This is a genomic window from Actinomadura syzygii (genome assembly GCF_008085905.1).
GTDB lineage: Bacteria > Actinomycetota > Actinomycetes > Streptosporangiales > Streptosporangiaceae > Spirillospora > Spirillospora syzygii.
Genome location: NZ_VSFF01000008.1, coordinates 137822 through 162488 on the forward strand (window position 1 = coordinate 137822; position 24667 = coordinate 162488).

The following is a 24667-nucleotide window of genomic DNA, read 5'->3' on the forward strand; positions in this document are numbered from 1 at the left end:
TCCTAGCGTCTTCGGCATGCCGAGCGCAACGAAGCGAATCGCGGCCCTCATCGACGAGTGCGACGCCCTCGCGGTGGCCGGGGCCGTCCGCGACCTGGACGCGGCCGACCGCCGCGCGGTCGCCAGGGCGCTGCCCGGCCACCTCAAAGAGGTGCGGTCGCGGTACGAACCCTGGGACGACATCCTCGGCCACGCGCCCGCCTTCCGCGCGGCGGGCGCGGGCACGATGACCGGCGCGACGGCGGTCGCGGCCTGGCTCAACCGGCGCGAGTTCAGCACCCGCTGGTCCGGCGACCACGGCGACACCGACCTCCTGCTCGGCCTCTGGGACGACCGTGACGACGCCTGGCTCGCCGACCTCGCGCGGCGGCTCACGCTCCGGCTGCGCGGCCCGCGGCACGTCGGGCTCGACCTCGTCCTCGCGCTGCTCGCCGACACCGGGATCGAGCCGCCCGAGCACGACCCGCTCGTCGTCGGCTGGGTGGCGTCCGCGCCGCCCCGCGCGAAGGACCCGCTGCTCCCGTTCCTGCTCCCGCGCGTCTTCGAGGCGGACGGCGTCGGGCGCGAGCTGCGCGACCGCTCGTCCTGGCCGCGGACGCTGGCCACGCTCGCCGCCCGGGGCGACGTCGACCGGCGCCTGCTGCTGGACGGCTGCGTCCGCCGGTTCCTGCGCGGCGGTACGGCCCTCGACCTGCGCTTCTTCGTATGCCTGCACGGCCTCCTCATGCCGGACGACCCGGCCGCGCGGGAACGCGAGATCAGCGCCCACGCCCGCGACTACGCGCGGTTGCTCCCGACCGGGCCGGGCACTGTCGCCGACCTCGCGCTCGGGCTGCTCAGGGAGGTGCCCGCGCTGCCGTCCGAGCTGGTCGTCGAGGCCCTGGACGGCGTGCTGTTCCGGCCGGAGGCCGGGCTCGTGAGGTCGGGTCTTTCATGGCTGGAGCGGACCGTCCAGCGGCGGCCGGGCCTCGCCGCGAGCTGCGCGCCCGCGCTCGCCCGCGCGTTCGGGCACGAGTCGTACGCGGTGCAGCAGCGGGCCGTCCGCATCGCGCTCAGGCTCCCGGACGGGGTCGACGGGCGGGCGCTCGCCGACGCGGTCCCCCTGCTGCCCGCCGACCTCGGCGCGCAGGTCGCGGCCCGGTTCAGCGGCGACGTCGCCGACCCCGGCGCGGGTGGCGACGTGCCGCCGCCGCCCGCGTTCGTCCCGGCTCCGCCGCGCGAGCCGCTGCCTCCGCTTCCATCGCCGATCACCACCGTCGCGGAGCTGGCCGAGGCCGTCGACGCCTTCCCGGTCGGCTGGGCGGACGCCGAGCGGATGATGGCCGGGTTCGTCCAGCTGACGTGGGACGACGCGGACGCCGTGAAGGCGGCGCTGAAACCCGTCCTGCAGTCCGCCTTCTATCCGGGGCTGGAGTCCGACCAGCGGTGGCGCGGCCCCCGCGAGTGGATGATGGCGACCGGGCTCCTGCTGACCGGCTCCGGCCCGCTGTCCGAGGGCTGGCGGCGCCGGCTCCCGCCCGCCCGCGTCCTAGGCGGCCCGAACCTGCTCTATCTGAGCCGGTGCGCGGAACTGTACGCCGCCGTCGAGGACGGGACGCTGCCCCCGCTGCTCCTCGCCGCCCCCACCGAGCCGACCGGGCACCTCGACCCGCTGGCGCTGGTGGAACGCCTGGAGCGGCTCCAGGAGGCGGGCGCCGACCCCGGTCCGGCCGATCTCCAGCAGGCCCTGCTGCGGCTGCCGCGCGAGATCGACCCGGACGCGGTGAAGCGGGCGTCCGCGTTGACCTCGTCCGCCGGACGCGCCGTCGCGCGCCTCCTCGCGGACGGCGGGCTGCCCGTCCCCGAGGTGTCGATGCGGCCGTTCGAGCGGGGCGCCCCCGAGCCGGTGATCAACGTGCCGCCGACCGGGCTGCCGCTGGTCGACGCCGTGTTCACCGCCCCGCCGAAGCACGGCGGCGACGACCACGGCTGGTTCCGGGCGACCTGGCCGCGGCTGCTGCCGTCCCATCCGGAGGTCGTCGCGGCGCACGTCCTGCCGCTCCTCGTGGAGGGCCGGTACGTCTTCGAGGTCGGGGCGCCGGTCGAGGAGGTGATCGAGCTCGTCCCCGGCGACGGGCCGTTCGCCGAGGCCGTCGGGCATTTCCTCGCGCGGCAGCTCACCGCGCGCCGAAGCGGGCGGGCCGACCTGGCGCTGCACACGATGGCCGTCCGGGGCGACCTGCCCGCCGGGGCGTTCGGCCGCCATATCGGACGGCTCGTCCTCGACGGCGACGTCCGGCTCGTCCGGATCATCGACGCGCTCGAACGCGCGGTGGACGTCGGCGCGTACGCCGCCGTCTGGCAGACGATCGCCGCCGCCCTGCCCGTGCTCTGCCCCGAGCCGGGGAAGCGCCCGGTGCACGGCCTCGACCGGCTGATCGCCCTCGGCCTCCGCACCGCCCGCTGGTCGAACGCCCGCACCCGCATCCCCGAACTGGACGCACTCGCCGCCCGCAAGGGCTCCACCAACGTGGCCCGCGAAGCCCGCGCCCTCTCCACCCACCTGGCCGGATAGGCGGCGGACCAATGCGACTGGGCCGAACCGCCAACGCGGCCCGCGAAGCGCGCCCCGGCCGGGCACCTGGCCGGTTACGCGGAATGTGCGTCCTGGTGGCGCGCCCGGCCAGAGGCCGGGCGAACAGCCGGGGACGAGCGGGTTGGCCTGGGTGGTCCGCGGAGTTCGTACGTTGGGCGTCCGAACTGCTGGGTTGGCGGCCGTCAGTGGAGGTCGGAGGGGTCGGTGTTGGCGCCGCAGAGGACGACCATGACCCGTTCGTCGGGGGACGGGCGGTAGGCGCCGGTGCGGAGGGCGGCGACGGCGGTGGCGGTGCCGTGTTCGACGGCCAGGCGGTACTCGTCCCAGAGGAAGCGGCGGGCCTCGACGATGGCCTCCTCCGTCACCAGGACGGGGAGCACCTCCGTCCGCGTCGCGACCGTGAAGGCGATCTCGCCGAGCCGGGTGGCGCCGAGGGAGTCGGCGGCGATGCCGGAGACGTCCACGTCGACGGGGCGTCCGGCGGCGAGGGCGCGTTCGAGGGTCGGGATGCGCTCCGGCTCGACGCCGACGACGCGGGCGTGGCCGTGGAGGGCGGTGGCGACGCCCGCCATCAGGCCGCCGCCGCCGACCGCGAGGAGGACGGTGTCCACCTCGCCGCCGGTCTGCTCCAGGATCTCGACACCGAGCGTGCCCTGGCCCGCGCAGACCTCGGGGAGGTCGTAGGCGTGGCAGAACAGGGCGCCGGTGTCGGCGGCGCGCTTGGTCGCGGCGTCCTGCGCCTCGGCGTACCGGGTGCCGACCTGCACGACGGTCGCGCCGAGCGCGCGGAGCCGCGCGACCTTCACCGCGGGCGCGGTCTCCGGCACGAACACCTCGGCCGGGACGCCCGCCCGCGCCGCCGCGTACGCGAACGCGAGCCCCGCGTTGCCGCCGGACGCCGCGACGACGCCGCTCTCGGGGAGGCGCCCCTCGTCCCGCGCGGCCAGGACGTGGTTGAACGCGCCGCGCGCCTTGAACGACCCGGTGTGCTGGGCCAGCTCCAGCTTCAGCCACATCCGCGCGGCGGGTGCGAGCGGCGTGGGATCGACCTCGATGACCGGGGTGCGGCGGATCTCACCCGCGACGCGGGCGGTCGCGGCGTCGACGTCCGACTGAGCGATCACTGGGATTCCCTCCGGCCGATATCAGTACCGAACCAACCTTGGCACATGACACCCCCGCCCAGGCCACCCCTATCCGCCACCCCCGCCAGGGCGAGGGTCAGTGAGGGAGGGTGGTGGCTCGGTGGAGGAGGGCCTTGCGTTCGGGGGCGTTGCGGGTCAGGGCGGCGGCGCGCTCGAATTCCGCGCGGGCCTCGGCCGTGCGGTCCAGGCGGGCCAGGAGGTCGCCGCGGACGCTCGGCAGCAGGTGGTAGTCGCGCAGGGACGGCTCGTCCAGCAGCGCGTCCACGATCTCAAGGCCCTTTTCGGGGCCGTCCGCGATGCCGACCGCCACCGCGCGGTTCAGCTCCACGACGGGGGACGGGGCGACGCTCGCGAGGATCCCGTACAGGGACGCGATCTGCGCCCAGTCGGTGTCCTCCGGCGCGAGGGCCTGGGCGTGGCAGGCGGCGATCGCGCCTTGCAGGACGTACGGCCCCGGCGGCTCGCCGATCTTCTTCGCGCGGAGCAGGGCGGCGAAGCCGCGGTGGATGAGGAGGCGGTCCCAGCGGCCGCGGTCCTGCTCCAGCAGGGGGACGGGCTCGCCGTCCGGCCCGGTGCGGGCCCGCGTCCGGGACGCCTGGATCTCCATCAGCGCGACGAGCCCGTGCACCTCGGGCTCGCCGGGGGCCAGCTCGGCGAGGACGCGGCCGAGCCGCAGCGCCTCCCGGCACAGGTCGGCCCGCAGCCAGTCGTCCCCGGCGGTGGCCGTGTAGCCCTCGTTGAAGACCAGGTAGATGACCTCCAGGACGGACGACAGCCGCGCCGCCCGGTCGGGGCCCTCGGGCACCTCGAACGGGACGCCCGCGTCGGACAGGGTCCGCTTCGCCCGGACGATCCGCTGCGCCACCGTCGCCTCGGACACGAGGAACGCCCGCGCGATCTCGTCCGTGGTCAGGCCGCCGAGCATGCGCAGCGTCAGCGCGACCCGCGCCTGCGTGGACAGGACGGGATGGCACGCGGTGAAGACGAGGCGGAGCACGTCGTCCTCGATGTGCTCGTCGTCGGGGACGTCGACCTCCGGCGGCGCCTGGGTCTCCAGGTCGCGTCCGATCTCGGCGAGCTTGGTCTCCAAGCGCTGGTGGCGGCGGATCCGGTCGATGGCGCGGCGCTTGCCGACGGCCATGAGCCAGGCCCCCGGGTTGTCCGGGACGCCTGACTCCGGCCACTGTTCGAGTGCGGCGACCAGCGCGTCCTGCGCGAGTTCCTCGGCGAGCCCGATGTCGTTCACCATCCGGGCGAGTCCGGCGATGATGCGGGCGGCCTCCAGCCGCCACACGGCGTCGATGCTCGCGTGCACCCCGGATCCCCGCGCGGGCACGCCGTCGGAAGTCGTCACGCCGCGATGACAGCACCCCCGCCACCCCCCACGCAAGCTGAGCGCCGGCTCGCCCACCATGTGAGCCTGGCCGGGGCCGACCACGCATGCTCAGCAGCAACTCACCGTGTGAGCCTGGGGCGGTGGTTGAGGGGGGTGGCTCGCCGGGCAAGGGGGTGGGGGCTTGCCCGGCGGGCCGGTGCGGGCGTGTGGGGTCAGGCGCCCGGGAAAGGGTCTTCGGGGCCGAAGACCTGCTGGATGATGCCTTCGCCGTCGCCGACGATGGAGTAGAAGCGCTTGGAGAGTTCGATCGCCTCTTCGCGGCTGCGGACCTCGATGAGGGCGAAGCCGACGACGGCCTCCTTGGCCTCGGCGAACGGGCCGTCGGTGACGGTGATCTTGCCGCCGGAGGAGGCGATCCGGGTGCCGCCGGGCTCCAGGCCGCCGGTGGCGAGGAGCACGCCCGCCTTGGAGGTCTCCTCGATGAACTTGCCCATCTCCGCCATCATCGCCTCGTCCGGCGGCGCGGCGTCGGAGTTGTCGTCCGTGGTCATCAGCAAGAACCGCATCGCGGGCTCCTCTCTCGGGGACCGGGTCCCTCCCGGGCCTTCACTGGCGCGTCGAACGGGTCGGCCCCGGATCGACATGTCAGCCGGACTTCTTTCAGAATTTTCCTCGAACCCGTATCGTTCCAGGTCACAGGCGATGCACGGACGATCCCCGTGCAGAACCACCGAGATGGATACGAAGTAGGACAATCTTCCGGTGGGCAAGTCAGCGATTAACGAGTAACTTCGTCCGGTAGTAAGGTTCTTTCGTCCGAGGAGGCCCTCCCGTGGGAGACCCGGCACCGGGTGACGGTGCGCAGAACGAGCCCCGGATCGACAGCACCGTCCCGCAGTCCGCGCGCATCTGGAACTACTGGCTCGGCGGCAAGGACAACTACCCCGTCGACCGCGCCGCGGGCGACCAGTTCGTCGGCGTCTACCCGCAGATCGTGGACGTCGCCCGGCACTCCAGGGCGTTCCTGAGCCGCGCCGTCCGGTACCTGGCCGCCGAGGTCGGGATCAGGCAGTTCCTCGACATCGGCACCGGGCTGCCCACCGTCGACAACACCCACGAGGTCGCGCAGCGCGTCGCGCCCGACGCGCGCATCGTGTACGTCGACAACGACCCGCTCGTCCTCGCGCACGCCCGCGCGCTGCTGACCAGCAGCGCGCAGGGCGTCACCGACTACATCGACGCCGACCTCCGCGACCCGCGCCGGATCCTGGAGGAGGCATCGAGGACGCTCGACCTCGACCGTCCCGTCGCGCTGATGCTGCTGAACATCCTCGGGCACGTCCCCGAGTACGACGACGCCCGCTCGATCGTCGCGGAGCTGATGGGCGCGCTCCCACCGGGCAGCCACCTCGCCGTCGCCGACGGCACGGACGTCCTCACCGGCGAGGCGTTCCGGTCCGCGATCGACATGTGGAACGACGCGAGCGAGACCCCCTACCACCTGCGCACTCCGGAGCTGATCGGCGGATACTTCGACGGCCTGGAGATCCTGGAGCCGGGCGTCGTGTCGGTGTCGCGGTGGCGCGCCGAGCCGGGCCCGTTCGGGCAGCCCGCCGAGGTGGACGAGTTCTGCGCCGTGGGCCGCAAACCCGGCGGCCCGGCGTGAGCGAGATGAGCACCGGCGACCCCTGGGACGGGGCGGCCCCGCTGATCCCGCCGCAGGGGCCGCGGACGGCGGGTCCGACCGTGCTCCGCATGCTGGTCGGCGCGCAACTGCGCCGCTACCGCGAGGCCGCCGGGATCTCCGTCGAGAAGGCGGGCTACGAGATCCGCGGCTCGCACTCCAAGATCAGCCGGATGGAGCTCGGCCGCGTCGGGTTCAAGGAACGCGACGTCGCCGACCTGCTGACCCTCTACGGCGTGACCGACGAGGGCCGCCGCGAACCGCTGCTCGACCTCGCCGACCACGCGAACCGGCCGGGCTGGTGGCAGGAGTACGGCGACGTCGTGCCGACCTGGTTCGAGCCGTACCTCGGGCTGGAGCAGGGCGCCGTGGTGGCCCGCGTGTACGCGGTGCAGGACGTCCCGGAGCTGCTCCAGACCCGCGACTACGCCCGCGCGCTGGTCACGGCGAGGCATCCGGACGCGTCCGCGGACGAGGTCGAGCGCCGGGTCGAGATGCGGATGCGCCGCCGCCGCGTGTTCGAGCGCCCCGACCCGCTGAAGCTGTGGGCGGTCGTCGACGAGGCGGCGCTGCGCCGCACGGTCGGCGGGCCCGAGACGATGCGCGACCAGATCAGGTTCCTGGCCGACATGGCGCGGCTGCCGAACGTCACCGTCCAGGTGCTGCCGTTCGCGTGCGGCGGGCACGCGGCGGAGGGCGGGCCGCTGACGCTGCTGCGGTTCGCCGAGCCCGAGCTGCCCGACGTCGTCTACATGGAGCAGCTCACCGGCGCGGTCTACCCGGACCGCACGGCCGACATCACCCGGTACCGGGACGTCCTGAACCGGCTCGGGGTGCAGGCGGAGCCGCCCGTCGAGACGCAGAGCATCCTGCGGGACGTCCTGCACCAGCTCGTCTAGCGGCCGTGCGGACGCGGGCGGTAGGTGGCGATGATCACGCCGGTCGTGAGCGGCGCCGTGTCCGCGAGCTCGAACGCGGCCGTGAAGCCCGCGTGGTTGAGCGACTCGCCCGGCCGGTCGGTGCCGACGAGGACGGGATGGATCCACAGGCGCAGCTCGTCCAGCAGGCCGTGCCGCACGAGCGTGCGGGAGACCGGGCCGAAACCGTACTGGAGGATGTCGAGGCCGTCCTGCTCCTTGAGCTTGGTGATCTCCGCGACGGCCTCGTCGCGCGGGATCGCGGTCGTGTCGCCCCAGCCGGGCTTCCGCAGCGAGTCGGACACTACGTAGTGCGGGAGCGTGTTCATCCGGACGCCGAAGTCCCCGGCCGCGTCCCCCATCGCGGGCCACGCCTGCGAGAAGCCGTCGAACGTCCGGCGGCCCATGAGCAGCGCGCCGCAGGAGAACAGCAGGTCCCGGGCGTAGGCGGCGGCCTCGTCCTGGAAGTAGGGCGCGGTCCAGTCGTGCGGCCGCTGGACCACGCCGTCCAGCGACACGTAGGTCGAGCTGATGATCTTCCGCATGATCCTCCCGAGGCGCGCCGGGCCAGCCTAGGTTCGGACGGGCCGATTCGGCGGAGCGTCCTTGTCTCGGGGAGGTCTGCGAACGGTCAAGGACTCGTCACGGCGTCTTGTGGCCCGCGCCACGCTGAATGATCATCGGCGAACGTGCGGCCGTGGGGGCCCGCGCCCGGCCGGCCGGCCGATGACCGGACGGGTCCTCCCCGCCGCGCGCCTGCGAATGGGGGACGAACGGTGACCGCACCCGCCCTGCGGCTGGCCCGCGCGCACTGGACGCCTCTCGCGGGCATCGCCCTGCTGGCGTTCGTCGCGGCGCTGCTCGCCGTGCTCGTCCCGGCCCGGACGGCCGACGCCTACGACCGCGCCGCGGCCGACGCGGTGGCGGGCACCGACGTGCAGGTGCGGGGCAAGGCGGGCGGCGCGGCCGCGTTCGGGCGGATCTCGTCCGGCGAGGCGATGGCGTCGGCGGCGGTCGGCTGGCGGTCGCTGCTGCCGCCGTCCCTGGCCCGCGTGACCGGCGACCCCGAGCCGTCGATCGCCACGGCCGACCTGAACGCGATCGGGAGGTTCAAGCAGCCGCGCATGCTCACGCTGAACTTCGCGCCGGACGCGTCCCGGCGGATCCGGATCGTGGCGGGCGCGCCGTCCCTGCCGTGGGGCGCCGCGCGACCCGGCGAGATCGGCGTCCTGATCCCCAAGACCTACGCCGACCTGCTCGGCTACCGTCCCGGCGACCGGATCGAGCTGTTCGAGCGGAAGGAGCCGGGGACGATCCGGACCCGCGTCGCCGGGGTGTACGCCCCGCTGAACGCCGCCGACCCGTACTGGGCGCCGCACCCGAGCATGCTCCAGCCCCAGAAGGTCACGATCGACAGCGAGGGGACGAAGGCCGAGCTGGGCACCGCGCTGATGGACGGCGACGGCTACAGCACCATCACCCGGACCTCGACCCGCCAGCTCAACTTCACCTGGCGGTTCCCGGTGCGCGCCGACGAGGTCGACGCGCGCAACGCGGACTCGGTCGCCGCCGCCCTGGACGCCTACCGCTCCGCCGTCTCCGGCCGCGCGGACATCTTCCCCTGCACCGTGAGCACCGTCCTCGACACGCGGCTGGACGGGTACCTGGGCCGCCTGCACGCGGCCCAGTCCGTCCTCGCCCTCGCCTTCGGCGGGCTCGCGGGCGTCGCCGCCGGGGTGCTGCTGCTCGCCGCCGGGCTGTTCGGCGAGCGGCTGCGTCCGGCGCTCGGGCTGATGCGGGCGCGCGGCGCAGCGGCGCGGCAGCTCGCGCCGCTCGGCGGCGGGCTCACGGCGGCGGCGGTCGTGCCGTCCGCCGCGCTCGGCTACCTGGCCGGACGGCTGCTCGACGCCGGTCCGCCGCAGCCGTCCTCGGCCTACGCGGTCGGCGCGCTGGCGGTCGCCGTCCTCGCGGTGGCGGCGGTCGGCGCAGTGCTCGGCGCCCGGCGGGCCTCGACCGGCGCGGACCGGCGGGACGACGTGGCCGCCGCCCGCCCGTCCCGGCGGCGCCGGGTCGTGGAGGTGCTGCTGATCGCGCTCGCCGCGACCGGCGTCGTGCTGCTGCGCCGCCGCGGCGCGGGCGCCGGCGCGGATCCGCTGGTCGCGGCCGTCCCGGTGCTGCTCGGCGCGGCGGCCGGGGTGCTCGTGCTGCGCGGCTACCCGTACCTGCTGCGCGCCGCCGGTCCGGCGCTGCGCCGCCGCCGCGGGCCGGTCGCCTTCCTCGGCCTCGCCCGCGCCGGACGGCAGAACCCGGTCGGGGCGCTGCCGCTCGCCGTCCTGCTGCTGGCCGCCGCCGTCGCCGGATTCGCCGCGACGGTGAACGCCGAGCTGCGGGCCGGGCAGGCGCGCGCGTCCTGGGCGCGGACCGGCGCGGACGCCCGCGTCGCCGCCGGGCCGCTGGACGACGCCACGCTCCGCCGCATCCGCGCCGTGCCGGGCGTGACGGGCGTGGTCACGGCCCGGGTCATCGAGAACGTGTCCATCGCGACGGACCCCGCGCCGATGACCGTGATCGGCGTGGACCTCGGCGTCTACCGCAAGCTCGCGCCCGGCGTCCCGGACGTGCCGCGCTCCGGCGTCGTCATGTCGCCGCTCGCCGCCCAGACGATCAGGTCGGGCTCGGTGGTGCTCAGCCGTCCCGGGCTGGACCCGCTGCGCGTCACGCCGTCCGGGACCGTCGACCGCTTCCCCGGGCAGGACGCGGGCACCGCGTTCGTGATCGTCCCGTACCGGCTGGTCGCGGAGGAGCACGGCTTCCCGCGCGAGGTCTTCGTGGCCGGGGAGCGCATCGACGCCGAGGCGCTGCGCGCGGCCGTCCCGGGACGCGACGTCCGCATGCGGCAGGACGACCTGCGCGCCCTCACGACCGGCCCCATGGTCGGCGTCGTGCACGGCACGTTCCGGGACGGCGCGCTCATCGCCGGCGCGTTCGGCCTGCTCGCGGTGCTGCTCGTGCTGGTCGCGGGCGCGCAGGCCCGGGGCCGGGTGACCGCCACCCTGCGCATGCTCGGGCTGAGCGGGCGGCAGAGCCGCGTCCTCGCGCTGGTGGAGATCGCGCCGGTGCTGCTGTGCGCGGTGGGCGCGGGCTGGGTGCTCGGCCTCCTGCTGCCGCAGATCACCGGCCCGGCGGTGGACCTGCGCCCCTACACGGGCGGCCATTCCGTCATCGCCTACGTCCCGGACACGCCCGCGCTGCTCGGCCTCGCCGGGGCGCTGCTGCTGGCCGCCGCCGCGACCGTCGCGGTCGACCGCGCCTTCGACGCCGACCCCGGAACGGTGCTGCGAACCGGCACTTAAAGGGTGATTTGTCCTTGTTGCGAGAATGTTTCGAATAGTCAAAGAATCATCACGGCCCCTTGTGGTACCCGTCACCTTTCAATGATCATGAGCGGCCGTGGGACGACGGGGGCTTGCACTCAGGCGGATGGCCGGCGACCGCGCGCTCGTACTGGCCGCGTGCGCGACGGCCCTGTTCGCGACGACCGTCCTCGCCGCGCTGGTCGGCTACACCGGGTCGGTCACCCGCGAGGGACTGCGGCGCACGCTCGCGGACGCGACGTTCGCCTCGGTCGGCACGACGATCGGCACCAACGTGCCCCCGGACGGCCTCGGCGAGGTCCAGAAACGGATCCGGACGGCGCTCGACCAGATCTACGGCGACGTGCCGCTCACCATCTCGATGAGCGTCCGCAGCGACTCCTACACCCTCCCCGGCCAGGAGAAGAGCGACCACCCCGACCTCACCGCGTTCGAGACCTACACCGGGATCGAGAAGCACACCCGCCTCAGCACGGGACGCTGGCCCGCCCCCACCGCCGGAACCGCCGAGACCGAGGCCGCGCTGCCCGGCCCGGCCGCCCGCGCCATGCGCGTCGGCGTCGGCGACGTCCTCACCCTGCGCGGGCGCGTCGACAAGAAGTCGGTCGTGAAGGTCCGCGTCGTCGGGCTGTTCGACGTCCCGGACCCGGAAAGCTACTTCTGGCAGGGCGACAAGCTCATCACCACGGGCATGGAACGGCTCGACTACACGACCTACGGTCCGCTCGTCGTCCGTCCGGAGGTGTTCGCGGAGCGGTTCACCGGGACCGGCGCCGACGCCCGCTTCACCGTCATGCCGGACCTGCGCGACGTCCGCTCCGGCGACCTCGGCCCGCTCGGCGACCGGGTCGCCGCCGGGCCCGAGACGTTCAAGCGGGCGGGCGGCGGCGCGCAGTTCTCCGTCGTGACGAAACTCCCCGAGCTGACCGGGCAGTTGCGGGTCGCGCTCCAGGTGGCGCGTTCCACGATGCTGATCCCGGTGATCCAGCTCGTCCTGCTCGCGGGCTGCGCGTGGCTGCTCGTCGCCCGGCTGCTCGCCGACCACCGGCGCGGCGAGGTCGCGCTGCTGCGCACCCGCGGCATGGGCATGCGGCAGCTCGCCGCGCTCGGCCTCGGCGAGGGGCTGCTGATCGTCTTGCCCGGCGCGCTGCTCGGGCCGCTGCTCGCCGGGCCGCTGCTGCGGCTCGCCGGGCACGCGCCCGCCGTCCGGGCGTCCGGGCTGCGGCTGGACGCCGGGCCCGCCGCGCCGCTCTGGATCGTGTCGATCGCGCTGGCGCTCGCCTGCGCGGTCGCCCTGACGGTCCCGACGCTGCGCGGCGCGAACCGGACGTTCGTCGAGACCCAGGCCGGGATCGGCCGGCCCGGCCACGGCGGGCTGCGCGGCGCGGGCACCGACCTCGCGCTGCTGCTCGTCGCCGGGCTCGCGATCTGGCAGCTCACCCGGTACGGGGCGGACGGCGTGGGCGGCGGCACGGCCGGGATCGACCCGTTCATCGTGTCCGGCCCGGCGCTGGCGCTGCTCGCGGGCGGGGTGCTGCTGCTGCGGACCGTCCCGTTCGCCTCCCGCGCCGCCGAGCGGCTCGCCACCCGCGGCAGCGGCCTCGTGACCGCGCTCGGCACCCGGCAGGTCGGACGGCGCAGGCTCCGCTACGCGGGGCCCGTCCTGCTGCTGGTCATGGCGATGGCCGTCGGGATCCTGTCGGTGACGACGATGGCGACCTGGCGCCGGTCGCAGACCGACCAGGCCGACTTCCAGGCGGGCGCGGACCTGCGGCTCGGCGTGCCGACCGGCGGCGTCGCCCCGACCGCGCTCGGCCAGACCGGGCGGTTCGCCGCGGTCCCCGGCGTCACCGCGACGACGCCGGTGCTGCGCGTCGACGCCGACCTCGGCAACGAGCCGACGACGCTGCTCGCCGCCGACACGCGGGCGCTCGGCCCGCTGCTGCGCGTCCTGCCGGGGCTGAAGGACGATCTGCGCCTGGACGAGCTGGCCGGGCAGCGTCCCGCGACCGCCGCTCTGACGGTCCCGGGGAAGCCGAAGATGCTGCTGTTCGACCTCCGGATGACCCGCACCGGGAAGCCGCCCGTCGCGTTGCAGGGCGTCCGGCACACGATCGGCGTCACGGTCGCCGACGCCCGCGGCCTGACCCGCGAGGCGAAGCTGACCGGGCTCGTCCCGGACGGCAGGGACCACACCCTCGCGCTCGACACCGCCGAGCTGGCCGGGCCGGGCGGCGTCCTGTCCTACCCGCTGTCGGTGCGCGGCCTGCACTACTCCTTCGACGACAACGCGCCCGAGGGAACGTTCGAGCTGCGGCTGGGACGGGTCGCCGGGGAGGGCGCCGGGGACGCCCCACGGCCCGCGAACGGCGTCTGGGACGCCTTCACCGACGCGGCGACCGACAAGGGCGACCCGCTCAAGACGTCCATGAAGAACAAGGCGGACGGGCTCGCCACGCTCCAGGTCCCCGCCACGCCGATCGTGGACCCCGGCTACTCGTTCGAGCTCGCGGGCACCGTCCACGCGATGCTCGGCGCGGGCGACCCGCCGTCCCACACCAGGCAGAACGCCAACCTCCAGCCGCTCCTGCCGGGCGTGGTCACCGCGGAGACGGCGCGCCGCGCCAAGGTCGGCGTCGGCGGCACCGTCACGGTCAGCACGGTCGACGGCGACCAGCCGGTCAAGGTCGTCGCGATCGCGCCCGCGCTGCCGAGCGTCCCGCCGGACCGGCCGGGCGTCCTCGTCGACCTGCCGACGCTCACCCAGCGCAGGCTCGCCCAGGACGGCGACGCCGGGCCGAACACCGTGCCGCGCGAATGGTGGGCGGCGGTGCGCGACGGCCGCACCGGGCCCGCCGTCCGGGCGCTCACCCGCGACCCGTCCTGGGGCGAGGTCGTCGCGGACCGCGCCGAGCTGCACTCCCGGCTCCGCGACGCCCCGCTCGGCGCGGCGCTGCAGGGCGCGCTCGTGCTCGGCTTCGGCGCGGCGCTCGCGTTCGCCCTCATCGCGTTCGTGGTGAACGCGGCGGTGACCGCCGGGGAGCGGGCCCGCGAGTTCGCGGTGCTGCGCGCGATCGGCGTCGGGCCCCGGCAGGTCGCCGGGGTGCTCGCCGTCGAACAGGCGTACCTGGTCGCGCTCGGGCTGCTCGGCGGGACCGTCCTCGGCCTCGTGGTGGCGCGGCTCGTCGTCCCGCACGTCGTGCTCAGCGTGCAGGCCGCGCAGCCGTACCCGCCCGCCGACCTGGTCGTCCAGTGGCCGGTGGTGGCGGCCGTGCTCGCCGGCGTGGCGGCGGTCCTCGGCCTCGTCCTCGCCGCCGTGATCCGCCTGCTCGGCCGCCGCGAACTCGGCGCCGGGCTGAGGGTGGGGGAGGAGCGGTGACTCGGCTCGTTCGGGCGCAGTGGGTGCCGCTGGCCGCGCTCGCCGCGCTGACGTTCGCGGCGGCGCTGCTCGCCGTCGCCGTCCCCGCCCGGACGGCCGCCGGGTACGACCGCGCCGCCGTCGCCGCGATCGGGGCGGGCGCCGACGTCCGGGTGCAGGGCCGGGCGGCGGGCGAGGCGGCGTTCAACGCCGTCCCGAGCGACGCGGCCCTCGGCGCCAAGTCGCTGACCTGGCAGCAGATGCTGCCGAAGTCGCTGAAGGACGTCACCGGCGAGCCGGAGCCGTCCGTCACCTCGGACGCCTTCGTCATCGACGGCGAGTTCGCCCGGCCGCGCCTGCTCTACCTCGGCTGGGACCCGCGCGCGTCGGAGCGCGTCCGGCTCGTCTCCGGCATTCCGCCGATCAACCCGCCCGGCGCGGACAGCGGCGACGTGAAGGTCGTCCTCGCCAAGCGGTACGCGGACCAGATGGGCTACAAGGTCGGCGACCGGCTCCCGCTCGGCGACCTCAACGCCCGGGTCAGCGGGCTGTTCGAGCCGCTGAACCCCGCCGACGAGTTCTGGCTGCCGCGCGCCCGGATGCTGCACCCGGTCATCGAGAACATGCCGTCCACCGGGATCGAGGCGGACGCGGGCACGGCGCTGATCGACCAGAACGCGTACTCCCGGCTCACCACCGACCCGGCGCGAAAGCTGCTGTTCAGCTGGCGGTTCCCGGTCCGCAAGGACGCCGTCCACGCCGGGGACGCCGAGGGCATGGCCGACGACCTGGACGCATACCGCTCGGCCGTCGCGGGACGCTCCGACATGTTCCCCTGCGAGATCCGCACCGGGCTGGACGTCACGCTCAAGGAGTTCGCGGCGCGGCTGCACACCGCGCAGTCCGTGCTCGGGCTGGCGTTCGGCGGGCTCGTCGCGGTCGCCGCCGGGGTGCTGCTGCTCGCCGCCGGGCTGCTCGGGGTGCGGCTGCGGCCGCTGCTCGGGCTGATGCGGGCGCGCGGCGCGTCGCTGCGCCAGCTCACCGGGCCGTCCTGCGGGCTGGTCGCGCTCGCGGTCGTCCCGTCGGCCGCGCTCGGCTACGCGGCCGGACGGCTCCTCGACGCGGGCCCGCCGCAGACCGGCTCGATCTTCGCGATCGGCCTGCTGGTCGCGGCCGTGCTGCTGGTGTCCGCGACGATCGTGGCGCGGGAGCGGAGCGGCGGGCTCGGCTCGGTCACCGACCGGCGCGACGACCTCGGCGCCGCCCGCCCGTCCCGCTGGCGGCGCGCCGTCGACCTGCTGCTCGTGGTGCTCGCCGTGGTCGGCGTCGTGCTGCTGCGCGAGCGCGGCCCGGACGCCGGGACCGACCCGCTGGTTGCGGCCGTCCCGGTGCTGCTCGGCGCGGCGCTCGGCGTGCTGGTGCTGCGCGTCTACCCGTACCTGCTGCGCGCCGCCGGGCCGGTGCTGCGGCGGCGCAGCGGCGCCGTCGCGTTCATCGGGCTCGCCCGCGCCGCCCGGCAGAACCTCGTCGGGGCGCTGCCGGTCGCCGTGCTGCTGCTGGCCGCCGCCGTCGCCGGGTTCACCGCCACCGTGGACAACGCGCTGAAGACGGGCCAGGTCCGCGCGTCCTGGGCCGAGGTCGGCGCGGACGCGCGGGTCGAGGCCGGGCCGCTGGACGACGCGGGCCTGCGGAGGATCCGCGCGGTGCCGGGCGTGACGGGCGTGGTCCGGGTCCGGATGATCAGCCGGGCCGGGATCACCGACGACCCGGCGCCGATGACCGTCGTCGGCCTGGACCTCGACGCCTACCGGCGGCTCGCCCCCAAGGTGCCGGACATTCCCGGCACGTCCGGGGTGCTGGCCTCGCCGCTCGCCGCCGACACGATCGGCACCGGCACCGTGACGATCAGCCGGGCCGGGATGGACCCGATCCAGGTCAGGGTGGCGGCCGAGGTCGACCGGTTCCCGGGGCAGGACACGGGCAGCGCGTTCGTGATCGTCCCTTACTCGATGGTCGCCAAGTCGACGGGCTTCCCGTCCCAGGTCTTCGTCGGCGGCCGCGACCTGGACGCCAAAGCGCTGCGCGCCGCCGCGTCCGGCCACGCCGTCACGGTGCGGGAGGACGTCCTGCGCGACATGACGCGGCTGCCGCTCGTGTCCGTCGTGCACGACACGTTCCGGGACGGCGCGCTCATCGGCGGCGCGTTCGGGCTGCTCGTCGTGGTGTTCGTCCTCGTCGTCGGCGCCCGCACCCGCGCCCGCACGATCGCCCACCTGCGCGCCCTCGGGCTGAGCCGGCGGCAGAGCCGCGCGCTCGCGCTGGTCGAGATCGCGCCCGTGCTGCTCTGCGCGACGGCCGGCGGATGGGTGCTCGGCCTGCTCCTTCCCGAGATCACCGGGCCGGTCGTCGACCTGCGCCCCTATACGGGCGGCTACGCCGTGACGGCGCACGTTCCGGGCGTCCCGGCGCTGCTCGGGCTGATCGGCGCGCTGCTGCTCGCCGCCGCGGCGGCGCTCGCCGTCGACCGTATCTTCGACGCAAGCCCCGGAACCGTCCTGAGAACGGGGGACTCATGACCGATACGACCAAGGCGCCCGACCTCGCCGAGCTGGAACGGCGCGCCACCGAACGCGGGCCCGCTTACGGCGAGGGCGCCCACATCGTGTGCGACAACCTCGTCCGCATCTACAAGACCGACGGCGTCGAGGTCGTCGCGCTGCAGGGACTCGACCTGCTCGTCGACCCGGGCGAGCTGGTCGCGATCGTGGGCGCGTCCGGGTCGGGGAAGTCGACGCTGCTGAACATCCTGTCCGGACTGGACGTCCCCACGGCCGGGGTCGCCCGCGTCGCCGGGTCGGACCTGCTGACGATGGCGGCCAAGGAACGGCTGAACTTCCGCCGCCACCGGGTCGGGTTCATCTGGCAGCAGACGTCCCGGAACCTGCTCCCGTACCTGACGGCCGCGCAGAACGTCGAGCTGCCGATGCGGTTCGCCGGACGGTCCCGCCGCAGCCGCGCCACCCGCGCCGCCGAACTTCTCGGCATGCTCGGCGTCGGGGACTGCGCGGGGCGGCGTCCCGAGGAGCTGTCCGGCGGGCAGCAGCAGCGGATCGCGGTCGCCGTCGCGGTCGCCAACGAGCCGAAGGTCGTCCTCGCCGACGAGCCGACCGGCGAGCTGGACACCGCCACCGCCGCCGAGGTGTTCGGCGCGCTCCGCCAGGTCAACGAGGAGTTCGGCACGACCACCGTCGTCGTCACCCACGACGCGCAGGTCGCCGAACGCGTCGACCGGACCATCGGCATCCGCGACGGCCGGACGAGCAGCGAGGTCCGCCGCCGCTCCGCCGAGGACGGCACCCGGCACGTCGCCGAGTACGCCGTCCTGGACCGGGCCGGGCGCGTCCAGCTCCCGAAGCCGTTCACCGAGGCGCTCGACATGCGCGACCGCGTCCGCCTCGACCTGGAGACCGACCACGTCGGCGTCTGGCCGGACCGCGAGGAGACCGAATGACCGAGCCCATGGTCGCCGTCGAGGCGCTGACCCGCGTCTACAAGAGCGGCAAGATCGAGGTCCCGGCGCTGCGCGGCGCGTCCTTCACCGTCGCGCCCGGCGAGATCGTCGCGATCAAGGGCCGGTCCGGCTCCGGCAAGACCACCCTGCTCAACCTGCTCGGCGGCCTCGACTCCCCGGACGGCGGCACCATCCGGGTGGACGGCCGCGACGTCGGCGCGCTCAGCGAGAACGACCTGCTCGCCCTCCGCCGCGACCACATCGGCTACATCTTCCAGTCGCACGGCCTGATCCCGGTGCTGTCGGCGGCGGAGAACGTCGAGGTGCCGCTCCGCCTCGCCCGTACCCCACCCGCAGAACGCGACGAACGCGTCCGCGTCCTCCTAGCCCTGGTCGGCCTGGCCGACCACGCGCTCCAACGCCCCTACGAACTGTCCGGCGGCCAGCGCCAGCGCGTGGCCATCGCCCGCGCCCTGGCGAACCGCCCGCGCCTACTCCTCGCCGACGAGCCCACCGGCCAACTCGACTCCGAAACGGCCGCCGCGATAATGCCACTCCTCCGCGCCGTAGTAGCAGGCGAAGGCGTAACAATCATCGTCGCCACCCACGACAACACCCTCCTAGCCCAAGCCGACCGAGTCCTAGACCTCCAAGACGGCACAATCACCGAGTCCCCGATCCCCGCCTGATCACTCGACGGGGATCGTGCACGCGAGTTTGTAGCGGACCGCGGAGTGGGGGTTCTCGGTTGCCGGACGGGGTCGGTGGGAAGTGACCGGTCATGGCGACTGTGGTGTTGGTGGGGACGCTTGATACCAAGGGGGACGAGTACGTCTGGCTTCGGGAGCGGCTGTGGGCGCTCGGGTGCGAGGTCGTGCTCGTGGACGCCGGGGTTGAGGCTTCTGAGGTCGACGCTGATGTTCCTGCGGGGCAGGTTGCGCGGGCTGGGGGCGCTTCGATTGATGCGCTTCGAGATGCCCAGGATCGTGGGGCCGCCGTCACTGTGATGGGTGTCGGGGCGGCGGCTGTGCTCGGTGATTTGGAGCAGGTGGACGCCGTGCTCGCCGTGGGTGGGAGTGGTGGGTCTTCCATCGCGGCTCGGGCCGTTCGGGATCTGCCCATCGGGTTGCCGAAGCTGATCGTGTCCACGATGGCGTCTGGCGACGTGACCCCGTACGTGGGCGCCAAGGACGTCACGATGATGTACAGCGTCGTGGACATCGCGGGGCTGAACCGGGTGTCGCGGCTGATCCTCGGGAACGCGGCGGCAGCGGCGGCCGGGATGGCGAAGGCGTACGCGGCATACGCGCCGGAGGCGGACGAGCGTCCGTTGGTCGCGGCGTCGATGTTCGGGGTGACGACTCCTGCGGTGGACGCGGCCAGGGAGCGGCTCGATGAGCTGGGTTACGAGGTGCTCGTCTTCCATGCGACGGGGGCCGGAGGACGCGCTCTGGAGGGGCTCGCGGAGAGCGGGCTGCTCGCGGGAGTGCTCGACCTGACCACGACGGAGCTGGCGGACGATCTCGTCGGCGGTGTCCTGTCGGCGGGGCCCGAGCGGCTCACGGCGGCCGGGCGGCACGGGGTTCCGCAGGTCGTGGCGCCCGGCGCGCTGGACATGGTCAACTTCGGGCCGCGCGAGACCGTCCCGGACCTGTTCAGGGCGCGCAACCTCTACGTCCACAACCCGACCGTCACGCTGATGCGGACGACGCCGGAGGAGATGGCCGAGTTGGGACGGCGCGTCGCGGCGAAGCTGCGCGAGGCGAAAGGGCCGACCGCGCTGTTCGTCCCGCTCGCGGGTGTGTCGGCGCTGGACGCGCCGGGGATGCCGTTCCACGATCCGGCGGCGGACGCGGCGTGCTTCGCCGAGCTGGAGGGCGCCGTGGAGACGGAGAAGCTGGACATGAACATCAACGACCCGGCGTTCGGCCGCGCCATGGCGGACCGGCTGCACCGGATGATCAGCGAGGGCCGCTGACCGCGGCCAGGGGGAGGGCGTAGTGGAACGGGAAGAGGTGTTGGAGCGGCTGCGGGCGGTGGTCGCGTCCGGGTGGCCGATCGTCGGGGCGGGGGCGGGCACGGGGCTGTCCGCCAAGTGCGCGGAGGCGGGCGGCGTCGATCTGATCATCATCTACAACTCGGGCCGCTACCGGATGGCGGGACGCGGTTCGCTCGCGGGCCTGCTCCCGTTCGGGGACGCCAACCAGATCGTGGTCGACATGGCGTCCGAGGTGCTGCCCGTCGTCAAGGACACGCCGGTGCTCGCCGGAGTGTGCGGCACCGACCCGTTCCGGCTGATGCCCGTCTTCCTCGACCAGCTCAAGGCCATGGGGTTCGCGGGCGTGCAGAACTTCCCCACGGTCGGGCTGTACGACGGGGTGTTCCGGCAGAACATCGAAGAGACCGGCATGGGGTTCGACCTGGAGGTCGAGATGGTGCGGCTCGCGCACGAGCGCGACCTCGTCACCGCTCCCTACGTGTTCGACGAGGCCCAGGCGCGGGCGATGGCGGAGGCGGGCGCGGACGTCCTCGTCCCGCACGTCGGGCTCACCACCAAGGGCAGCATCGGCGCGGGCACGGCCCTGACGCTGGACGAGGCCGTCGCCCGCGTGCAGGCGATGCAGGTCGCGGCGGCGGAGGTCCGGCCGGACGTCCTCGTGCTGTGCCACGGCGGCCCCATCGCCGAGCCGGACGACGCCGCCTACGTCCTGTCCCGCGCCGAGGGGGTCGTCGGCTTCTTCGGCGCGTCGTCGGTCGAGCGGCTGCCGACCGAGCGCGCCATCACCGAGCAGGTGGCCGCATTCAAGAACCTGGAGATCTGATGCTGCGCAATCCCGGTGCCGTCCCGACGATGACCTTCGACTGGGGCTCGATCAAATGGCTCGTCACGCCGTCCGGCGTGCCTGGCGCGCAGAGCACGCTCGGCGAGGTGATCGTCAACCCGGGGCGCGGGCACGCGCGGCACAACCATCCGGGCGCGGAGGAGGTCATCTACGTGATCTCCGGCGAGGCGACCCAGATGGTGGACGACAAGGAGCCGTTCACGATCCGGGAGGGCGACGCCGTCCACATCCCGAAGGGCGTGTGGCATTCCACCTACAACACGACGTGGCGCCCGCTCAGGCTGATCGTGACGTACACGCCGGGCGGCGAGGAGAAGGCCCTCGAAGGCGCACCTGATTTCCGGCGATTGGAAACCGGCGCCGTGCCGGAATGGCGGCAGGACTAGGCGGTCAGTTCGCATTCCATGAATCGAGGCCCGCTTCGGTGAGGAGGGTGTCGAAGGCGGCGTCGGCGGCGCCGGTCAGCGGGCCTCGCGGGCCGAGGGTGGACGGACGGACGGGCGGCGGCGCGGCCCGCCGGTAGCGCATCAGGGCGGCGGTGTAGCCGTCGTCCAAGGCTGCGGGCGCGGTCGCGGCGAGGTCGGTGGCTAGGCCGGAGAGCGTGACGACCTCCGGGTCGAGCGCGTTGACGAGGCCGCCCATGCCGCGTCCCAGCGCGTGCGCGGCCTGCGCGACGGCATCCGAGGCGGCCGGGTCGGAGGAGGCGGCGGCGATGATCCGCTCGGCCTCCGTGCGCGGATCGCGGGGGGCCGGGCGGCCGAGCGTCCGGGCCATGGCGCGGCCGTCGACCTGGAGGTCCCAGCAGCCGGACGCGCCGCACGGGCAGCGCAGCGCCGGGTCGCCGAACGGCAGGTGGCCGAACTCGCCGCCCGCGCCGGTCGCGCCGTCGATGGGACGTCCGTCCACGACGAGGACGCCGCCGACCCCGACCTCGACCGTCAGGTGCAGGACGACCGGCGCCCCAGCGCCCGCGCCGCGCCGCGCCTCGGCGAGCCCGGCGAGGGAGGCGTCGTTGCCGACGAGGAGCGGGACGCCCGGCGGCCGCAGCGGTTCGAGCCCGACGTCGTCCCAGCCCAGCCCGGACGCCTGGACGACCGTCGTCCCGCTGACCGCCGCCGCGACGCAGGCCGACACGGCGCGCAGCCGCCGCCCGTGAAGGGCGCGGCGGTCCGCGACCCGCTCGGCGAGGTCGTCGAGGACGGCGGGCGTGCCGGAGTGGCGGCCCGCGTCCTCGCTGACGACCCGTCCGCCGAGTTCGACGCACGCGACCCGCCACCCCTCGTGGCTGATGTCGACCACGCAGACGAGCGGGCCCTCCGGGTGGGGGACGAGCGAGGGCGACGGTCGGCCGCGCCCGCCGGTGCGGGGCGGCGCGTCCTCCTCGATCAGCCGGGCCGCCTTGAGCCGCGCCGTGATCTCGGCGGCGGACCCGCTGCTCAGCCCGAGCGCGCGGGCCGCGTCCGCCCTGGTCGCGGACGGGTGCGCGTGCGCGTGCCGCAGCACGGCGAGCGCGCCCTGACTCCGCAGGGCCCGTGCCGAATGCGCGGTCGTCGTCGGCTGAGTCGTCGGCTGAGTCGTCGGCTGCATGGTGACATCCTGGCCCGCCCGAATTATCCTCGTGTCACGAGCATAATCCTCCGGAGGCGCCCATGGACGACACCGCGACGCTGCGCCGGACGTCCGGCACCTACGGGCTCTACGCGACGCTCGCCTGCCTCGGCTACCTGCTCACCGCGCTCGGCGCGATCCTCCCCGAGCTGCGCGAGGAGCGCGGGCTGCCGCGCGGCGAGGTCGCCCTCTACCCCTCGGCGTTCGCGCTCGGGCTGGTGATCGTCGGGCTGGTCGGGCACCGCGCGGCGGCGCGGCTCGGGGCCGCCGCGCTGCCGGTCGCGCTGATCGCGCTGGTCGGCGGCGCCGCGATCATGACGGTCGGCGGCGGGCGGCTCGGCGCCGGGCTCGGCGCGCTGGTGCTCGGGCTCGGCGGGGCTCGTCCAGCTCGTTCCGGCGGGGCTGCGCGCGATCCACGGCGGGGACGGGACGATCCCCATCGGCGAGGCGAACGCGGTCGGGAGCACGGCTTCCGTGCTGTCGCCCCTGCTGATCGGCGCGGCCCTCGCGCTCGGCCTCGGCTGGCGGGTCGCGTTCGCCGGGCCGCCGCTCGCGCTCGCCGCCGTCCTGCTCCTCACCCGGCGGGCCACCGCCCCGGCGCCCGACGAGAGCGAGCCCACCGGGGCCGGACGGGCGCCGCGCCTCTTCCGCAGCCGGTGGACCGACCTCGTCCTCGCGGTCGGCGTCGAGTTCTGCATGGTGTTCTGGGCGGCGGACTTCCTGCGCTCGGTGAAGCACCTCGGCTCCGGCACGGCGACGACGTTCTCCGCCGCGTTCGTGGTCGGCATGGCGGCCGGACGGGCGGCGGCGGGCCCGCTGGTCCGCGCGGCGGGCCGCCCCGACCGGCTGCTCGCCGGGGCGGCCCTCCTCGGCGTCGCCGGGTTCGCCGTGCTGTGGGCGTCGCCCGCGCCGCTCGCGGTCGGTGGGCTGCTCGTCGTCGGCCTCGGCGTCGCGCTGCTCTACCCCGTGATCCTCGGGCAGGCGCTCGGCGCGTGGCCGTCCCAGCCCGTCCGGGCGGCGGCGCGCTGCGCGCTCGCGTCCGGCGTGGCGATCGGCGCCGCCCCGCTGCTGCTCGGGACGCTCGCCGACCTCACCACGCTGCGCGCCGCCGTGTTCGTCGCGCCCGCCCTGCTCGCCGTCCTGCTCCTGCGGTGCGGATGGCGGCTCAGAACGGCACCGGCATCGTGACGATGCCCGCATGCGCGAGGATCGTCCCGGCGTCGTCCACCGGCGGGTGGATCACGCTCATCAGCCAGCGCTTCACCCACTTGCCCTCCCTGCCGGACAGCGCGATGATCCGGTCCCAGCCGCGCGTGTAGACGGCGCCCGCCGCGCCGAGGTCCACGTCGGTGACGTAGGGGGCGGGCGCGAAGTCGATCAGCGGGACGCCGAGCAGGTCCGCCGCCGCGTTGTGCCCCGCCGTCTTGCCCATCGGGACGGCGTGCTGGCAGCTCTGCACCGTCCAGTGGCCGCCGTCCATGCGGGCGGCGGCGACGTCCCCGGCGGCGAACACGTCGCCCGACGCCCGCAGGTGCGCGTCGACCGTGAGGCGGCCGAGCCGGTCGCGGTCGCCGGGGACGCGGGCGGTGAGCGGGCTCGCCTCCATGCCCGCGGTCCACACGACCGCGTCCGCCGGGACCCGCGACCCGTCGGCGAGGACGACCCCGCCGTCCGTCACCTCGGTCACCGTCGTGCCGAGCCGCCGCTCGACGCCCAGCTCGTCGAGGGCCGTCTCGATCGCCGGACGCGGGCCGAAGCCCAGGTCGGGCGCGACCTCGTCCGCCTTCTCGACGAGCACCACCCGGCCCCGTCCGGCCAGCTCGGTCGCGATCTCCAGCCCCGCGAAGCCCGCGCCGACGACCACGACCGTGTACCCGGCGCGGTCGCGCAGGTGGCCGCGCAGGCGGCGGGCGCCGTCCAGGGTGTCGACGTCGAACAGGCGCTCCGCGCCCGGCAGGTCCGGCCGGACGAGGCGGCTGCCCGCCGCGAGCACCAGCCGGTCGTAGCCGATCGGACGGCCGTCCGCGACCACGACGTGCTCGTCCACGTCGATGTCCTGCACCGACGCGCGGACGTGCCGCACCCCGACCGGCTCCAGCACCCGCTTCAGCGGCACCGTCGCGAGGTCCGGCTCCGGCTCGTACAGGCGCGGCCGCAGGACGAGGTCGTCGCCGGGCGCGACCAGCGTCACGCGCAGGTCGCCGTCCCCGCGCACCCGCGCCGCCGCGGCCGCGCTCCACACCCCGGCGAAACCGCCGCCGACGATCACCACATGCGACATGTCCATCTCCCCTTCGGGTCCGTTGGCGGGAGGTA

Annotated in this window: 19 protein-coding genes; 12 read left to right on the forward strand and 7 right to left on the reverse strand. The window is 74.9% G+C overall.

The window, feature by feature from the left end; translation table 11 throughout:
* Positions 1–16 precede the first annotated feature (16 nt).
* The gene (locus FXF65_RS21130; RefSeq protein ID WP_148351717.1) at positions 17–2554 is read left to right on the forward strand and encodes a DUF7824 domain-containing protein; all 2538 of its coding nucleotides are present in this window, start codon (positions 17–19) and stop codon (positions 2552–2554) included.
* A gap of 203 nt (positions 2555–2757) precedes the next feature.
* On the opposite strand, the gene FXF65_RS21135 is transcribed toward FXF65_RS21130, so the two are convergent.
* The 3 genes from FXF65_RS21135 to FXF65_RS21145 form a co-directional block, all read right to left on the reverse strand.
* Complete coding sequence (locus FXF65_RS21135) at positions 2758–3699, reverse strand: threonine/serine dehydratase (protein ID WP_148351718.1); 942 nt, start codon at positions 3697–3699, stop codon at positions 2758–2760.
* Positions 3700–3796: 97 nt separating this feature from the next.
* Positions 3797–4969 (reverse strand): RNA polymerase sigma factor, encoded by a 1173-nt coding sequence (locus FXF65_RS21140; protein WP_246199013.1) that lies wholly within the window; start codon positions 4967–4969, stop codon positions 3797–3799.
* Between the two features lie 299 nt (positions 4970–5268).
* Positions 5269–5622: a YciI family protein gene (locus FXF65_RS21145; protein WP_148351720.1), complete on the reverse strand. Its 354-nt coding sequence runs from the start codon at positions 5620–5622 to the stop codon at positions 5269–5271.
* 266 nt (positions 5623–5888) lie between these two features.
* On the opposite strand from FXF65_RS21145, the gene FXF65_RS21150 reads away from it, so the two are divergent.
* Complete coding sequence (locus FXF65_RS21150) at positions 5889–6722, forward strand: SAM-dependent methyltransferase (RefSeq protein ID WP_148351721.1); 834 nt, start codon at positions 5889–5891, stop codon at positions 6720–6722.
* A gap of 5 nt (positions 6723–6727) precedes the next feature.
* Complete coding sequence (locus FXF65_RS21155) at positions 6728–7639, forward strand: helix-turn-helix domain-containing protein (RefSeq protein ID WP_148352070.1); 912 nt, start codon at positions 6728–6730, stop codon at positions 7637–7639.
* Here FXF65_RS21155 and FXF65_RS21160 read toward each other — a convergent pair.
* Positions 7636–8202 carry a dihydrofolate reductase family protein gene (locus FXF65_RS21160; protein ID WP_148351722.1) on the reverse strand — a complete coding sequence of 189 codons (567 nt, stop codon included), beginning with the start codon at positions 8200–8202 and terminating at the stop codon, positions 7636–7638. The genes FXF65_RS21155 and FXF65_RS21160 overlap by 4 nt on opposite strands.
* 231 nt (positions 8203–8433) lie before the next feature.
* On the opposite strand from FXF65_RS21160, the gene FXF65_RS21165 reads away from it, so the two are divergent.
* From FXF65_RS21165 to FXF65_RS21200, 8 genes are all read left to right on the forward strand, one after another.
* A complete protein-coding gene (locus tag FXF65_RS21165; RefSeq protein WP_148351723.1) occupies positions 8434–11010 on the forward strand; it encodes an FtsX-like permease family protein in 2577 nt (858 codons plus the stop codon).
* A gap of 127 nt (positions 11011–11137) precedes the next feature.
* Positions 11138–14410 carry an FtsX-like permease family protein gene (locus FXF65_RS21170; protein ID WP_148351724.1) on the forward strand — a complete coding sequence of 1091 codons (3273 nt, stop codon included), beginning with the start codon at positions 11138–11140 and terminating at the stop codon, positions 14408–14410.
* Positions 14407–16965, forward strand: a complete 2559-nt coding sequence (gene cas5, locus FXF65_RS21175) for a CRISPR-associated protein Cas5 (protein ID WP_148351725.1) — start codon at positions 14407–14409, stop codon at positions 16963–16965. The genes FXF65_RS21170 and cas5 overlap by 4 nt, the downstream gene beginning before the upstream one ends.
* The gene (locus tag FXF65_RS21180; protein WP_148351726.1) at positions 16962–17900 is read left to right on the forward strand and encodes an ABC transporter ATP-binding protein; all 939 of its coding nucleotides are present in this window, start codon (positions 16962–16964) and stop codon (positions 17898–17900) included. The genes cas5 and FXF65_RS21180 overlap by 4 nt, the downstream gene beginning before the upstream one ends.
* Positions 17897–18589, forward strand: coding sequence for an ABC transporter ATP-binding protein (locus tag FXF65_RS21185; protein ID WP_148351727.1), 693 nt, complete (start codon positions 17897–17899; stop codon positions 18587–18589). Before FXF65_RS21180 ends, FXF65_RS21185 begins: the two co-directional genes overlap by 4 nt.
* Before the next feature lie 92 nt (positions 18590–18681).
* The gene (locus FXF65_RS21190; RefSeq protein ID WP_148351728.1) at positions 18682–19878 is read left to right on the forward strand and encodes a Tm-1-like ATP-binding domain-containing protein; all 1197 of its coding nucleotides are present in this window, start codon (positions 18682–18684) and stop codon (positions 19876–19878) included.
* Between the two features lie 22 nt (positions 19879–19900).
* Positions 19901–20722, forward strand: a complete 822-nt coding sequence (locus FXF65_RS21195; RefSeq protein WP_148351729.1) for a phosphoenolpyruvate hydrolase family protein — start codon at positions 19901–19903, stop codon at positions 20720–20722.
* The gene (locus FXF65_RS21200; protein ID WP_148351730.1) at positions 20722–21129 is read left to right on the forward strand and encodes a cupin domain-containing protein; all 408 of its coding nucleotides are present in this window, start codon (positions 20722–20724) and stop codon (positions 21127–21129) included. The genes FXF65_RS21195 and FXF65_RS21200 overlap by 1 nt, the downstream gene beginning before the upstream one ends.
* 4 nt (positions 21130–21133) lie before the next feature.
* On the opposite strand, the gene FXF65_RS21205 is transcribed toward FXF65_RS21200, so the two are convergent.
* Both FXF65_RS21205 and FXF65_RS21210 read right to left on the reverse strand, forming a co-directional pair.
* Positions 21134–22330 carry an ROK family protein gene (locus FXF65_RS21205; protein WP_148351731.1) on the reverse strand — a complete coding sequence of 399 codons (1197 nt, stop codon included), beginning with the start codon at positions 22328–22330 and terminating at the stop codon, positions 21134–21136.
* 23 nt (positions 22331–22353) lie between these two features.
* The gene (locus tag FXF65_RS21210; protein ID WP_148351732.1) at positions 22354–22818 is read right to left on the reverse strand and encodes a hypothetical protein; all 465 of its coding nucleotides are present in this window, start codon (positions 22816–22818) and stop codon (positions 22354–22356) included.
* Positions 22819–22825: 7 nt separating this feature from the next.
* On the opposite strand from FXF65_RS21210, the gene FXF65_RS21215 reads away from it, so the two are divergent.
* Entirely contained in the window at positions 22826–23539 is a 714-nt protein-coding gene (locus tag FXF65_RS21215; protein WP_148351733.1) for an MFS transporter, read from the forward strand.
* Here the strand turns inward: FXF65_RS21215 and FXF65_RS21220 are convergent.
* Complete coding sequence (locus FXF65_RS21220) at positions 23517–24632, reverse strand: NAD(P)/FAD-dependent oxidoreductase (RefSeq protein ID WP_148351734.1); 1116 nt, start codon at positions 24630–24632, stop codon at positions 23517–23519. The genes FXF65_RS21215 and FXF65_RS21220 overlap by 23 nt on opposite strands.
* Positions 24633–24667 lie beyond the last annotated feature (35 nt).